At 33.7% G+C, this 13,005-nt stretch carries 17 protein-coding genes; 11 read left to right on the top strand and 6 right to left on the bottom strand.

Annotated elements, in window-relative coordinates:
- Positions 1 to 13 precede the first annotated feature (13 nt).
- From BM227_RS06710 to BM227_RS06680, 7 genes are all read left to right on the top strand, one after another.
- A complete protein-coding gene (locus tag BM227_RS06710; RefSeq protein ID WP_092912378.1) occupies positions 14 to 283 on the top strand; it encodes a hypothetical protein in 270 nt (89 codons plus the stop codon).
- 109 nt (positions 284 to 392) lie between these two features.
- Positions 393 to 2,105 (top strand): ABC transporter ATP-binding protein, encoded by a 1,713-nt coding sequence (locus tag BM227_RS06705; protein WP_092912376.1) that lies wholly within the window; start codon positions 393 to 395, stop codon positions 2,103 to 2,105.
- A complete protein-coding gene (locus tag BM227_RS06700; protein WP_092912374.1) occupies positions 2,102 to 2,788 on the top strand; it encodes a fused DSP-PTPase phosphatase/NAD kinase-like protein in 687 nt (228 codons plus the stop codon). The genes BM227_RS06705 and BM227_RS06700 overlap by 4 nt, the downstream gene beginning before the upstream one ends.
- A 2-nt stretch (positions 2,789 to 2,790) precedes the next feature.
- Positions 2,791 to 3,525 carry an alpha/beta fold hydrolase gene (locus BM227_RS06695; protein ID WP_092912373.1) on the top strand — a complete coding sequence of 245 codons (735 nt, stop codon included), beginning with the start codon at positions 2,791 to 2,793 and terminating at the stop codon, positions 3,523 to 3,525.
- Positions 3,522 to 4,961 (top strand): Mur ligase family protein, encoded by a 1,440-nt coding sequence (locus BM227_RS06690; RefSeq protein WP_092912371.1) that lies wholly within the window; start codon positions 3,522 to 3,524, stop codon positions 4,959 to 4,961. The genes BM227_RS06695 and BM227_RS06690 overlap by 4 nt, the downstream gene beginning before the upstream one ends.
- 9 nt (positions 4,962 to 4,970) lie before the next feature.
- Positions 4,971 to 5,471 carry a TRAP transporter small permease subunit gene (locus tag BM227_RS06685; protein WP_092912369.1) on the top strand — a complete coding sequence of 167 codons (501 nt, stop codon included), beginning with the start codon at positions 4,971 to 4,973 and terminating at the stop codon, positions 5,469 to 5,471.
- Complete coding sequence (locus BM227_RS06680; protein ID WP_092912367.1) at positions 5,468 to 6,763, top strand: TRAP transporter large permease; 1,296 nt, start codon at positions 5,468 to 5,470, stop codon at positions 6,761 to 6,763. Before BM227_RS06685 ends, BM227_RS06680 begins: the two co-directional genes overlap by 4 nt.
- Here the strand turns inward: BM227_RS06680 and BM227_RS06675 are convergent.
- Entirely contained in the window at positions 6,744 to 6,953 is a 210-nt protein-coding gene (locus BM227_RS06675; protein ID WP_092912365.1) for a hypothetical protein, read from the bottom strand. The two genes, BM227_RS06680 and BM227_RS06675, sit on opposite strands and share 20 nt — an antisense overlap.
- 120 nt (positions 6,954 to 7,073) lie before the next feature.
- Here BM227_RS06675 and BM227_RS06670 point away from each other — a divergent pair, with 120 nt between their 5' ends.
- Entirely contained in the window at positions 7,074 to 7,565 is a 492-nt protein-coding gene (locus tag BM227_RS06670) for an HIT family protein (RefSeq protein WP_092912363.1), read from the top strand.
- Positions 7,566 to 7,586: 21 nt separating this feature from the next.
- Here BM227_RS06670 and BM227_RS06665 read toward each other — a convergent pair whose 3' ends face one another.
- From BM227_RS06665 to BM227_RS06655, 3 genes are read right to left on the bottom strand one after another with little or no spacing between them, the layout of a single operon-like run.
- Positions 7,587 to 7,856: a tetratricopeptide repeat protein gene (locus BM227_RS06665; RefSeq protein ID WP_177202010.1), complete on the bottom strand. Its 270-nt coding sequence runs from the start codon at positions 7,854 to 7,856 to the stop codon at positions 7,587 to 7,589.
- A 32-nt stretch (positions 7,857 to 7,888) separates the two neighbouring features.
- A complete protein-coding gene (locus BM227_RS06660) occupies positions 7,889 to 8,416 on the bottom strand; it encodes a hypothetical protein (protein WP_092912359.1) in 528 nt (175 codons plus the stop codon).
- A complete protein-coding gene (locus BM227_RS06655; protein WP_092912357.1) occupies positions 8,416 to 9,198 on the bottom strand; it encodes an inositol monophosphatase family protein in 783 nt (260 codons plus the stop codon). The genes BM227_RS06660 and BM227_RS06655 overlap by 1 nt, the downstream gene beginning before the upstream one ends.
- A 61-nt stretch (positions 9,199 to 9,259) precedes the next feature.
- Here BM227_RS06655 and BM227_RS06650 point away from each other — a divergent pair, with 61 nt between their 5' ends.
- Positions 9,260 to 9,805, top strand: a complete 546-nt coding sequence (locus tag BM227_RS06650; RefSeq protein WP_092912355.1) for an HD domain-containing protein — start codon at positions 9,260 to 9,262, stop codon at positions 9,803 to 9,805.
- Positions 9,802 to 10,167 (top strand): diacylglycerol kinase, encoded by a 366-nt coding sequence (locus BM227_RS06645; RefSeq protein WP_092912353.1) that lies wholly within the window; start codon positions 9,802 to 9,804, stop codon positions 10,165 to 10,167. Before BM227_RS06650 ends, BM227_RS06645 begins: the two co-directional genes overlap by 4 nt.
- On the opposite strand, the gene BM227_RS06640 is transcribed toward BM227_RS06645, so the two are convergent.
- Entirely contained in the window at positions 10,155 to 10,904 is a 750-nt protein-coding gene (locus BM227_RS06640) for a sulfite exporter TauE/SafE family protein (protein ID WP_092912351.1), read from the bottom strand. The genes BM227_RS06645 and BM227_RS06640 overlap by 13 nt on opposite strands.
- A gap of 15 nt (positions 10,905 to 10,919) precedes the next feature.
- Positions 10,920 to 12,479 (bottom strand): endonuclease/exonuclease/phosphatase family protein, encoded by a 1,560-nt coding sequence (locus BM227_RS06635; RefSeq protein ID WP_092912349.1) that lies wholly within the window; start codon positions 12,477 to 12,479, stop codon positions 10,920 to 10,922.
- 258 nt (positions 12,480 to 12,737) lie between these two features.
- On the opposite strand from BM227_RS06635, the gene BM227_RS06630 reads away from it, so the two are divergent.
- Positions 12,738 to 13,005: transposase family protein (locus tag BM227_RS06630; RefSeq protein ID WP_143089708.1), on the top strand; the 268-nt coding region annotated here is incomplete at its 3' end.

Raw genomic sequence — 13,005 nt, 5'->3', positions numbered from 1 at the left:
TAAGGAGTTTAAAATGATGAAAGTTGACATAAGAGAGTTACCTCAAAGTGTAGATAAACTTGAAGGGGTAGATTTTATTGAGGTAGAAGATAAAAAAGAGAAAAAATTGCAAGGAATCTTTATCTCTCATAAATTGGCAGGTGAGTTTAAAAGATTTTTAGAAGAGAAAAAAGAAAAAGAGGTCCAAGAGAAGTTAGAGATATTAGATAGGATAGCAGGAAGTTGCAGGGGGATGTTTGTGGGTAAATCTATACAAAGTATAAAAGCAGAGATGGAGATTTAGGTGAGAGTATTTGTGGATATTAATGTAATCTTAAATATCTTTGATTCTGATATAGAGTATCATATCATCAAAACAATTTTGTGAAAAGTTTTTAAATGAGAATAATTAAATGAAAAAATTTTTTAAAACATACTTACCATACTACCGTGATTATAAGGTCAAGATAGTTATGGCAATTATCGGTATGTTGCTTGCTTCTGGGGCAACTGCTGCAATTGCCTATTTGGTTAAACCTTTAATGGATCGTATCTTTGTTGAGCAAGATATTCAAATGCTCTATATTCTGCCTATTTTCATAATACTTGCTTTTGTTGGAAAAGGGCTTGGAACATTTATGCAATCGTATGCTTTAAGCTTTATTGGGCAAGATATTATTAGAAAGCTTCGTAACAGAATGCTTAACCATATGATGCACCTTGATATGGACTTTCATTTCAGGTTTCATAGTGGTGAATTGATAAGCCGTATCAGTAATGATATATTACGGGTACAAACTGCCATCTCTTCAGATTTGGCAGTTGTGCTTAGAGAGCTTGTTACAGTTTTAGCTCTTCTTGGTGTAGTCATTTATCAAAGCCCAACACTTGCACTATACTCTCTAATTATTATTCCATTAGCTGTTTATCCGGTTGAAGTGATCTCAAAAAAGATAAAAAAGCTATCTCATAAATCTCAAGAGCTCAACTCTGATCTTATATCTACTCTTTCAGAAATCTTTGCCAATTATGAGATGATTAAATCATATAACGCTCAAGAGTATGAGCTTGGTAACTTTAAAGAGCGTAACAAGAGTTTTTTTACGACCAACATTAAGACTGTTAAAGTTCAGCAGATGCTCATACCTATACTTGAGCTTGTTGCCGCTATTGCAATTACTAGTGTTATTATTATAGGTGGTAGAGAAGTTTTAATTACCAAAGAGCTTACAACCGGTGAATTTTTCTCTTTTTTAACAGCACTCTCTCTTTTAATCGATCCATTACGACGAATTTCAACGGCTTACAGCCACTTACAGGATGCAGTAGCAGCAAATGAGCGGATAGAGCAGATTCTTCAATATAAACCTATGATAATAAGTGGAGATAAAATACTTAAAAATGTCCAAAATTTAGAGTTTGAAAATGTAACACTAAAATATGGTGACACTGTTGCGCTGGAAAATATATCTTTTAATGCTAAAAAGGGTGAAGTTATAGGTTTGGTAGGCGATAGTGGCGGAGGAAAGAGTTCTATGGTTAACTTGATTCTTCGCTTTTATGATCCAGTAGAAGGTGTAGTAAAAATCAATGGCATAGATGCAAGAGAGATTGATGTTAAATCACTTCGTGATCGAATTGCTATCGTTACACAGCGCATATATATAAGCAATGATACAATTGCTGCAAATATAGCTTACGGTGTTGAACCAGATGAAGAAAAAGTAATAGAAGCACTTAAAAAGGCAAATTTATGGGAGTTTGTCAACTCTCTTGAGAATGGCATCTATACAGTACTTAGTGAAGGTGGTACAAACCTCTCCGGCGGACAGCGTCAGCGGATTGCAATTGCAAGAGCACTTTACAAGTCACCTGATATTTTAATTCTTGATGAAGCTACAAGTGCATTAGACAATAAGAGTGAAGCGGCTATTATAGAAACAATTTATGCCTTAAAAAAAGATCTTATAGTCTTTATGATCGCACATCGTCTTACAACCATTGAACGTGCAGATAAGATTTTAGTCTTTGAAAATGGTCATATTGTATGTCAAGGCAATAAAGAGCAACTCTCAAAAGATTGCGATACATTTAAAAAACTTTACCACATAGCGAGCAATATATGAGTAAAAAGCCACCTGTAAAGTATGAAACGCTTTGGGATAAAATCAAAGCTTGGTTTACCTCAATGATAATTGAGCATAATTTTACCAATATCTTTCGTCTCAATCTTCATAAGGTTAATGACAATCTTTATCGTTCCAGTCAGCCAACTCCGTGGCAGCTAAAAAAGATTGTCAAAGAGAAGGGGATTAAAACAGTTATTAATCTACGTGGTACACAGCCTCATAGTCCAGTCTATATGCTTGAAAAAAAGACATGTGATGAGATTGGTGTAAAGATGATTGATGTTGAAATTTACTCCAGAGCACTTCCAGACAAGGAGCGTCTAGAAAAGCTAGCAAAAGCTTTTGAAGAGGCAGAGTATCCTGTTTTAATGCATTGTAAAGCAGGAGCTGACAGAACTGGACTTGCTGCTACATTTTATCTTTACTATAAAGAAGGATTACCACTAGAAAAGATAGATCAGCTTAAATTTATTCCATATGGCCATATTAAAAGCTCTAATGCCGGAATTATAGATTACTACTTTGAAGAGTTTGCAAAGCATAAAAAAGAGAATCCTAATGCTGATATTTTTGAATGGACTGAAAAGTTGGATAGAGTTAAGATGAAAAGATGTTTCAAAGAGCAAAAAGAGAGTTTTCTTTCTGATTTTCTTAATAATGTTATTCTTAGAAGAGAGTAGTTATGGCTGTCAAACCTATTCTTTACAAAGGAAAAACATTTAAAATCTCTTATGATATGGTAAATCCGTCACAAAAAGATACAATTATTTTTTTACACGGATGGGGAAGTAATAAAGAGATTATGAAGCAGGCTTTTGGCAATGCATTTAAAGAATATAAGCATATCTATATCGATTTGCCAGGGTTTGGAAAGAGTGATAATGAAATAGTATTAACTACTTTAGATTATGCAAATATTGTAAAAGAGTTTTTAAATGCAATAAAAATTAATCCTGATGTTGCAGCAGGACACTCTTTTGGAGGCAAAGTTGCAACTCTTTTAAACCCAGACTCCCTTATTTTGCTTTCAAGTGCAGGAATTGTTATGCCAAAACCTTTTAAAATAAGGGCAAAAATTGCATTTTTTAAACTGCTTAAACCGTTTGGAGGGAAGTTTTTAAGAAAGTTTTTTGTTTCACAAGATGCTGCTGGGATGCCTGAACATATGTATAAAACTTTTAAAAATGTTGTGGATGAGGATTTTGAAAAAGTTTTTAGTGAGTTTGTACATTCTGCATTAATTTGCTGGGGAAAAGAAGATAGTGCAACACCACTTACAGCTGGTAAAAAGATATATAATCTTATGCCTAATGCAGATTTTAAAGTTTTTGAAGGAGATCACTACTTCTTTTTAAAACAAAAAAATGAAGTAATCAAAACAATAGAAGAGTTTTTAATAAAAAGGAATAGACAATGACATTGACCTTGTTTTTACTGATATCACATATTTTACTTGTTCTTTCTTTAGGGTGGTACTTAGCTACTAACTTGCAATGGTACAGTTACAAGATAGAACGTGTAATTTTACACCATACAAAATATCACTGGCATATTATCTACTTTTTGATTCCGCTTTTTGCCTACTATTTTACAGATATCTATTTTTGGATCTATTTCTATTTTGCTTACTTGCCGTCTCTTTGGCTCTGGAATAAAAAACTTGATAAAAAGTTGGTAGTTACAGGACGAATAAAAAGATTTTTTGCACTGCTTCTTATGCTTACAGTTTTTCAAGATATTTTATGCCTTGCAAAAGAGGCATGTCAGGTATTTGGAGTAATTTTACCATTGACAATGACTGTAATTGGCTCAATGATGATAGAGAAAGTTTTATTTCATGGCTTTAAAATAAAAGCAAAAGAGAAGCTAAAAAAGATGGATAATCTTATCATCATTGGTGTTACAGCAAGTTATGGAAAAACAAGCATAAAAAACTTTATTGCACAAATTCTTGGCAATGAAAGAAAAGTATATGCTACACCAAGAAGTGTTAATACTCTTGGTGGTGTAATGAAAGATATAAATGACGATCTACCTGAAGATACTGAAGTTTATATCGTTGAAATGGGAGCAAGGGGACCTGGAGATATAGCTGAAATTACAGAGTTTGTTCAGCCACACTACGCTGTGGTTGGTGTCATAGGTCCTCAGCATATAGAGTATTTTAAAACGCTTGAACGCATAAGAAATACAAAAATGGAGATTTTGTCAAGTAAAAGATTAGAGCACGCTTGGGTACATACATCTGCTAATGTTAAACCATATGAGAAGGTTACTATCTTTGGTGATGAGATCAAGAATATCAATGCTACATTAGAGGGAGTTGAGTTTGATCTTGATCTGTCGCAAGGTACGCTTCATCTGCATATTCCAATTCTTGGTAAGTTTAATGCAATCAATGTAACAGCTGCTCTTCACGTGGCTAATGCTCTTAGTATTCCTTACGAAAAAGCTGTTACATATGCTAAAACTCTTCAACCAGTTGAACATCGTCTGCAACGTATTGAAGCAAATGGGAAAGTGATCCTTGATGATAGTTTTAATGGAAATATCGATGGAATGCTTAACTCTTTTGAACTAGCTTCACAACACTCTGGACGTAAAGTACTGGTAACTCCGGGTCTTGTTGAAAGTGACACTGAACTAAATGAAAAAGTAGCAAAAAAAGCAGATGAAATTTTTGATCTGATCATAGTAACAGGTAAGATAAATCAAGAAACTTTCAAAAAGATAGTTGATAATGAGAAACTACATATATTAAATGATAAATCTAAAATGCAAGAGTTATTAGCAGAACTGACAAAACCAGGAGATCTGATACTCTTTGCCAATGATGCACCTAATTTTATATAGGAGGCAATAATGCTTAAACTTTCCTATTGGATTGATGAACTGAGTAAATGGGCAGGGGCATTAGGTGCTATTGCCACTTTTGTTTTAGCACTTCTGATCGTATATGATACTTCTATGCGATACATCTTTAACGAAGGTTCTGTAGCACTTCAAGAGTTGGAGTGGCACCTTTTTGATATTCTATTTTTATTGGGTCTTTCATATGCACTAAAACACAACAAACATGTAAGAGTAGATCTCTTTTATGCTAGGATGTCTGCAAAATTTAAAGAGATAGTGCAGATTATAACTATGATCTTTTTTGTTATTCCGTTAGGTTTGTTAGTGGTATGGTTTAGTTGGGATTTTGTGCTTCAAAGTTTTTTGCAAGGTGAAATGAGTCCTGATCCGGGTGGACTCTGTTGTCGCTATATCATTAAATCATTTGTAATCATTAGCTTCATTTTGCTCATACTGCAAGCTATAAGTGAAACAATCAAAGCTTTTTATCGTATGGGAGAGTTGAAATGATTGGTGTGCTTATGTTTTTAACGGCTTTATTCTTTTTGCTTTTAGGCATACCCGTTGCTTTTGCTTTTGGTGGAGTTGCAATTCTTTTTGCACTCCTCTTTCCATGGGATGTAGGGCTTCAAGTATTTGAACTACTGCCATTTAGAATCTACGGAATTATGCAAAATTTTACTCTAATGGCAGTTCCTCTCTTTATATTTATGGGGCTTGTTCTGGAAAAATCGAAAATGGCAGAAGAGCTTTTGGAGTCAATGGCAAAACTCTTTGGACCGGTTAGAGGAGGTTTGGCGATCTCAACTGTTTTAGTGGGTGCAGTTTTGGCTGCCAGTACAGGGATTGTAGGGGCAAGCGTTGTTATGATGGGGCTTATTACACTGCCAATTATGCTTAAACACAATTATGATCCTAAATTAGCCTCTGGAACTATTGTTGCTAGTGGAACATTGGGTCAGATTATTCCACCATCAGTTGTTTTGATTGTTTTGGGTGATGTAATGTATGTGAGTGTCGGTGATCTCTTTAAAGCGGCTATAGTGCCAGGTATTTTGTTGACAATGCTTTATATTCTATATATCCTTATTCTTGCTTGGCTTAAGCCTTCTGTTGCTCCTGCAATGAAGAGTGAGCAGATACCTTATAAAGAGTTGTTGGTAAAAGCATTAAAAGCGATCCTTCCTCCACTACTTTTGATCGTTGCAGTATTAGGCTCAATCTTTGCCGGAATTGCCAGTCCTACCGAATCTGCCGCTGTTGGTGTTTTGGGTGCAATAGTTTTAAGTATGCTCAAACGAACCTTCTCTTTTAAAACTCTTCGCTATGCTACGATTGAGACTGTAAAACTTAGTGCAATGATCTTTATGATCTTAATTGGTGCAACAGCTTTTAGTTTGGTTTTTAATGCTTTTGATGGTGGTGACTTTGTACATCAATTCTTTACAGAAGATCTTGGCGGCAAGTGGACATTTATCATTGTAACAATGATTCTAATCTTTATCTTAGGCTTTTTTGTTGACTTTATCGAAATCTCATTTATTGTTGTGCCTATTTTAGTACCAATTGCTGCCAGTTTTGGAATAGATCCAATATGGTTTGCTGTTTTAATAGCTATGAATTTACAAGCATCATTTCTTACACCGCCATTTGGCTTTGCTCTCTTTTATCTAAAAGGAGCTGTAGGCGATAAAGTTACAACCGGCCAAATTTATAAAGGAGTCATCCCCTTTATTTTATTACAATTAACAGCCCTTGCAATTTTGATGCTTTGGCCAAAAATTATTTATCTGTTTGACTAGGCTTATTTTCATTTGTTTGGAATTTTTTTAACTCTTTAGCCCCTTTTTGGGGTACATCACAGGTTCTATAGCATGAACGACCTTTACTAACATCATTAATTACCCAAGCTGTTGTAATGATCATAAAAAGAACAAAACCTCCAAGAATTATCGATACAAGAACAATATTTTTATATGAGCCTCCTACCATTTTTCAACTCCTCCTTTCAAAAGGATATACACTTATTATTCATCTTTCTTATTTAAGAACTGCTTTGAATATAAATTAGTGTATAATTTTTCTAATTTATAAATAATTGGAGAAGATTAAATGGATCATCTCTACGCTCCATGGCGGACTGAATATATTACGGGTGAGAAGATTGAAGGGTGTGTTTTTTGTTATATTAGTAAACATGCTGAATTGGATGAAAAGAGTCAAGTTCTCTTTAGAGATGAATACTGCTTTGTTGTTATGAATAAATACCCTTATACTCCAGGGCACTTTATGATTATTCCTCATTTTCATACAGACAGTCTTGAAAAGCTTGATCCTAAAGTTTGGATGCGAATGAGTCAGTTGGCTCAACAAGGAGTTGCTATGCTAAAAGATGGGTTTGGTGCTGAAGGGGTTAATATGGGTATGAATTTAGGTAGTGCAGCTGGAGCTGGGATTGCTGAGCATATACATCTTCATCTTGTACCTAGATTTTCTAGAGATACAAACTTCATAACAACAATTGCAGAGACTAGAGTTTACAGTACCGATTTTCAAAGAATTTATGAGAAGTTAAAAGGCTTGGCAACTGAGTATTTAAAATAGTACCAAGCCTCTCTCTACAAGTTATGCTTTGCAGCAGCTTGTAGTATTTCCTTCGCAACAAAGCAGCATATATTCACCATCCAGACTTCCTTGTCGTGATGCCCTTTTAAACCAATATTTTGCTGTCTCAATATCTTTTTCTACTCCAAACCCTTCATAGTAAATCATTCCAAGATAGTACTGTGCTTCTGCATTTTTCTTGTGCTGTTTCAGTGCTTTTAAGCTCTCTTCATATTTTTCATTTTCATAAAGTTCTATTGCTTCATCAAGCGTATACTGTTTCTCTTCCATAATTTTCTCTCCTTTAGTTTTAAAATTACATTTCAAAATCCCACTTGGTATGCTCCCCATCCATGTAACTTTTTAGCTGTCACTACATCATAGTCATCAAAAATATCAATATGGTTTATTGCCACAAAATAGCTCTCTTCAAGTTTTTTATCTATGGTATCAAGTAATGGTTCGCGTTTTGGAATAAGAATTACTACTACTCCGGCATTTTTCATTATACGAAAGAATTTTTTAAACATCCCTACAGCATCAGCTTCAATATACTCAGGGTTTAAAGTAACAAAAATATTCTCATACTTTTTTGAATGTTGATTATAGACTTTGGCATTGATATCAAGTGGTTTTATAAAAATATCGTTATGCTCTTGAATAGGTAAATCATTAATTTCTGTATTGATCATACGTAGGTCATACTCATGTCCTTTTGTCTTTGTGAACTCAAAAAGAGCCTGATGAAGATTGTTACAACCATCTGTTAAATGCAAAATTTGTTGATTTGGGTAGTGAGTAGAGATTATTTGCAACAGTAGATCGCATTGTTCTTTTTTTAGAGTTTTCATTAAACTTCCTCCTCATAATCTGCAAGTTTTTCTATTAATGCATTATGATTGCAACCATTGGTTGCTACAATAATAGGATCACCTAAATTGTAAGCTTCTCCTTTATGATTGCTAACTTTACCACCAGCTTCTTCTACTAGTAAAATTCCTGCTGCTACATCCCAAGGTTTTAGATTACATTCATAAAAAGCGTCAAAAATACCATTGGCAACATAGCAAAGGTCTATTGAAGCAGCACCTAAACGACGAATATCCTGTGTATAAGGCAAGAGATTCTCCATAGTTTTAACAACCCATCTGTAATCTCGTCCTTTTTCTACTTTTGTATAAGGAAAACCTGTTGCTAAAAGGGAGCGTTGCAGCGAATCAGTTGATGTAACTGAAATCTTTTTTCCATTACAAAATGCTCCATCGTTTCGTTTTGCATAAAAGAGTTCATTTAGTATTGGATTGTAAACTATTGCTATCTCAGCTTTTCCTTCTATCCAAATTCCAACAGATATAGCGCAAACTGGAATTTTATGAACAAAGTTTGTAGTTCCATCTATAGGGTCTATATAAATGGCCTTTGTAGCACGCGTAAACTCGTCTGAACTCTCTTCACCAATAATCGTATATTCTGGAAGCAACTTTGAGATTTTCTCTTTTAATAGGTTTTCTACTGCTACATCATATTGTGTTACAAGGTCAACACTTCCTTTATAACGGACCTCTTTTGTAGCATTAAAGCCTTCTTGAAACAGTTTACCTGCCTCTAGTACGATTTTTATTAGATTTTCCAACTCTTTTTTCCCCTTATTTTTGGTAAACTTCCATATCCAAATTTCTTTCAAAAGTTTACGAATGATACCAAATACAGATCTATTTCACAAAGCCCTTAGACTAGCATCGTGGGCTCATTATGGTCAGATTACCAAGTTTGGTGATCCTTACATCACTCATCCAACTGCTGCAGCGTATGAAGTGACTGCTGCTTTTATGGCAGGAGAGAAGGCTGATTTGGATCTTGCCGTGGTAACAGCACTGCTGCATGATGTGGTTGAAAAGAGTGATATAACCCTTAAAGATATAAAAAGAGATTTTGGCAAAGCGGTTGCCGAAGGCGTTTCGGCTATGACTAAAAATGTGGAGCTTCCAAAGGAAGAGCAGTTAAGAGATTCTTTGATGCGTATTCTTGAGCAGCCTAAAGAGATTGCTATGGCTAAATTGGCAGATAGAATAAGTAGTATGCTACCGCCACCACCAGAATGGGAAGATAGTAAAATAAAAACTATTCTCGAAAATGCCAAGATGATACACCAAATGCTTGGTGAATCTAGCAAATATTTGTCAAAAAGATTGCAACAAAGAATAAAATGCTATGAAAATGCTTTGGAAAAAAGAAGATGATCAATAAACCAAAATACAGCATTTGGAAAAATGCAAATTATGCTATTGAAGGTTTTTTTGAGGTTTTAAAAAATGAAACCTCTTTTAAAATTGAAATAGCCATTACTATTGTTGTTTGGATTGGTCTCTTTTTCGCTCCAATGCCTTTTATAGCTAAATCTGTACTTGCTCTTTCTATGTTCATTGTCATTATTGCCGAGCTTGGCAATAGTGCCATTGAACGCACTGTTGATTTGGTAACAAAAGAGCATCATACTTTAGCCAAACATGCTAAAGATGCAGGAAGTGCAATGGTCCTTTTTGCTGTAATTTTAACTATACTTATTTGGATTGTAACTATCTATAGTACCTATTTTTCTTGAGATGGAAGTATCTTTAATTCTTGATGCATTTTATGCATTTTTTTCTTGATCACTTCAGGATTAGTGATCATTATATACCCTTTATAAGCTGTAAAGAGTCCAAAAAGCATTACAACAACTGCTGCAATCTTTAAAATCAGTTGCCTGTATGATGCTCCTTTAATTATTGATGAGAAGATACCTACACCCATCATTGCTGGTATTGTCGCTACACCAAAAACTCCCATTACAATAGCACCTTTAACAGCTGAACCAGCTACAATTGCGGCAGTGGCAAAGAAATATACCAAACCGCAAGGAATCAAACCATTAAGAACTCCCATAAAGTAGAAGCTCATAAGACTTTTAGAGTGTATTACAGCCTTAAACAGTTTGCCAAATATTGAACTTTGAGCAATAGAAGATTCAATAGAGTTTAGAAATTTTATTTTACCAATAAGAGATAAACCAATAAGAAGCATCAATATGCCTACACTTATAAAAAGAGTGCCTTTTGTTGTCATATTAAAACTGACTTTTTGTCCCAAATAGCCAAACAGGGCACCAATAAACATATAGCTTGTAACACGCCCTAAAGAGTAGAGCAAATGTACAATAATTTGTCTTGTTTTAGACCACTGGTGATCTACTTTTGCAGCTGTATATGCAAGTACAAATCCTCCACACATACCTATGCAGTGTCCAAATGCACCTAAAAGAGCGACTGTAAAAATTGTGCTTATTTCTAAATTTATCATAGTCATATCTCCAATCTATTCAACTACAAGTTCTGGTTTGTTTTTATATAATCCTATACGGATATTTTTTAATGTAACGGTTTCATTATTTACTGGAATAGATTCACCATTTTTAAAATATATTTTAATCTTTTTACCGTTTTTATAGTATAAATATCCATCTCTATATTTTCCGGTAATTTTTTTTACTACTTCATTTATATACTCTTTTTTATTTAAATCTTTGAAGTTTTTTAATAAAAGGTTATTGATATATCTTTTACCCAAATCTTTTAATACTTTAAGTTTTGTTATTTCACGAAGACCTCTGTACTCATATAGATCTTTTACAAGAACTTTATATTTATGAGAGTATCTTAAAGCATTTATATCTTTATATACCAAAATTGCACGATCGTTTGGTTCTTTTAAAATGGCAAAGGGAGGCTTTTTATAAATCACAACTGCTTCAGGAATAGTAATATTTTTCCATCCCAATGGCATATTGTAAAGATCTGAAATATGAGCTATATTTTTTTCTAATTTAGTAGATGGACTTTCTACTTCAACCTTTTTTGTTGTTAAAATAAATGGTTTGGTTGTAAACTCTGCATATATTGGTAAATGATCAGAGTACCCTCTATTTAAATGTTTACCATACCCTTTTTCAGAAACTTGCCATCTGAAAATTGAACCATCTCTTTTAATAAGGTAATTTGGTTTAAAAACATGAAATGTTTTATCTTTATAGTTTATTCCCTTATTGTCAAACATACCATATGGTAAAATAATATGATCAAGTGCACTCTTTTTACCGAAAAAATTGTGAGACCATCTTTTTTCAGGGGGTAATTCCAACCATAGATCGTAATGGTAAGGCCATCTTATATTAAATTTAGTTACAAGTTTGTCATCTTTTATTGTTTTAAGAATATGATTGATACCTGTTATTCCATTTGTGTCATTAAGTCTAGGAGTTCTTAATATAGTTTTATATTCATCCCAATTACTGTTGAAATCACCTAATAGAATATAATCACTATTTTTTGGAAGTTTCAAAAGTCGTTTCATTAAAGCTTTTGCACTTGTAATTCTTCTACTCTCAGCCCCACTGCGTGACTTCCAATGATTGACAAATATAAATAGTCGTCTGCCAGCTACATTTAAAAGAACTTCTAAAATATTTCTGCTTCTCAATTTACCGTCAGGATCAATTTCACGCTTTTTTATAATAGGATATTTGGAGAGTAGGGCAGTTTTTACTGTAGATGGTTTTTTATTCGCTATAGCTCTATATGGCATTCTTAAACCACATCTTTTCAAAGCTATTTGAAGTGCTTTAAGTGAGTAATCGCTTTCAATCTCTTGCAAGCCTATAATATCAGGCTTCATATCACAAATAACTTGAGCTATGTTATTTACTTTAATGTTGAAAGCTCTTTTATTCCATCCATACTTTGTAAATGGAATATACTCAGTATATTCTGAGCCACTTCTTTGCAAGTCAAATAGGTTTTCCACATTATAACTTGCTACACGGAAATCTTTTGCTAAAAGAAAAGAAGATAAAATAAATAAAATAATTAAGTTTTTCATTCCGAAATTGTAGCAGAAAAAGTCTAAAATGCCTTCTATTTCACGGTAATTCAAAACTAACTTTAACTTAATTTTAATGACTTACAAGTTTGCAAAATCTCTAATTTTCGGGACTAAAGTCCCGACCCCAATTGGGGATGCGACTTCAGTCGCACAATTTATGCTTAATTTTGAATTACCATACTTCTAGCCCATTCCGATACTAAGGAATACTTTTTGCTATAAAGCCAAAAAAGTATATTTATATCGGGAGAAAAAATGGAGCCAGAATTATTGAAAATTTTAAAAGAGCATATATCAGAACAGGCAAGACCACAGGGGAGACAGTATAGTTTGCCGGTAATAATGTTTTTATCGATAATAGCTATATTAATGGGAGCAAAGAATCCAATAGAGGTATATAAATGGATGAAAGCAAACGCTAAAAGGAAGGAGATAAAAAAATTACTAGGAGTAGAGTTTATACGAATACCTGGGAGATCAAGATTATATGATTTTTTTGAGATAGTAGATAAAGATGAATTAG

Source organism: Hydrogenimonas thermophila, from assembly GCF_900115615.1.
GTDB classification, from domain to species: domain Bacteria; phylum Campylobacterota; class Campylobacteria; order Campylobacterales; family Hydrogenimonadaceae; genus Hydrogenimonas; species Hydrogenimonas thermophila.
The sequence above is the reverse complement of the archived record's forward strand: the minus strand, read 5'-3'. Positions and strand labels throughout refer to the sequence as shown.

Excerpts from the sequence above, each read along its gene's own strand:
- BM227_RS06710 (WP_092912378.1), top strand. The coding sequence starts at position 14 with ATGATGAAAGTTGACATAAGAGAGTTACCTCAAAGTGTAGATAAACTT.
- BM227_RS06705 (WP_092912376.1), top strand. The coding sequence starts at position 393 with ATGAAAAAATTTTTTAAAACATACTTACCATACTACCGTGATTATAAG.
- BM227_RS06700 (WP_092912374.1), top strand. The coding sequence starts at position 2,102 with ATGAGTAAAAAGCCACCTGTAAAGTATGAAACGCTTTGGGATAAAATC.
- BM227_RS06695 (WP_092912373.1), top strand. The coding sequence starts at position 2,791 with ATGGCTGTCAAACCTATTCTTTACAAAGGAAAAACATTTAAAATCTCT.
- BM227_RS06690 (WP_092912371.1), top strand. The coding sequence starts at position 3,522 with ATGACATTGACCTTGTTTTTACTGATATCACATATTTTACTTGTTCTT.
- BM227_RS06685 (WP_092912369.1), top strand. The coding sequence starts at position 4,971 with ATGCTTAAACTTTCCTATTGGATTGATGAACTGAGTAAATGGGCAGGG.
- BM227_RS06680 (WP_092912367.1), top strand. The coding sequence starts at position 5,468 with ATGATTGGTGTGCTTATGTTTTTAACGGCTTTATTCTTTTTGCTTTTA.
- BM227_RS06675 (WP_092912365.1), bottom strand. The coding sequence starts at position 6,953 with ATGGTAGGAGGCTCATATAAAAATATTGTTCTTGTATCGATAATTCTT.
- BM227_RS06670 (WP_092912363.1), top strand. The coding sequence starts at position 7,074 with ATGGATCATCTCTACGCTCCATGGCGGACTGAATATATTACGGGTGAG.
- BM227_RS06665 (WP_177202010.1), bottom strand. The coding sequence starts at position 7,856 with ATGGAAGAGAAACAGTATACGCTTGATGAAGCAATAGAACTTTATGAA.
- BM227_RS06660 (WP_092912359.1), bottom strand. The coding sequence starts at position 8,416 with ATGAAAACTCTAAAAAAAGAACAATGCGATCTACTGTTGCAAATAATC.
- BM227_RS06650 (WP_092912355.1), top strand. The coding sequence starts at position 9,260 with ATGATACCAAATACAGATCTATTTCACAAAGCCCTTAGACTAGCATCG.
- BM227_RS06645 (WP_092912353.1), top strand. The coding sequence starts at position 9,802 with ATGATCAATAAACCAAAATACAGCATTTGGAAAAATGCAAATTATGCT.
- BM227_RS06640 (WP_092912351.1), bottom strand. The coding sequence starts at position 10,904 with ATGATAAATTTAGAAATAAGCACAATTTTTACAGTCGCTCTTTTAGGT.
- BM227_RS06635 (WP_092912349.1), bottom strand. The coding sequence starts at position 12,479 with ATGAAAAACTTAATTATTTTATTTATTTTATCTTCTTTTCTTTTAGCA.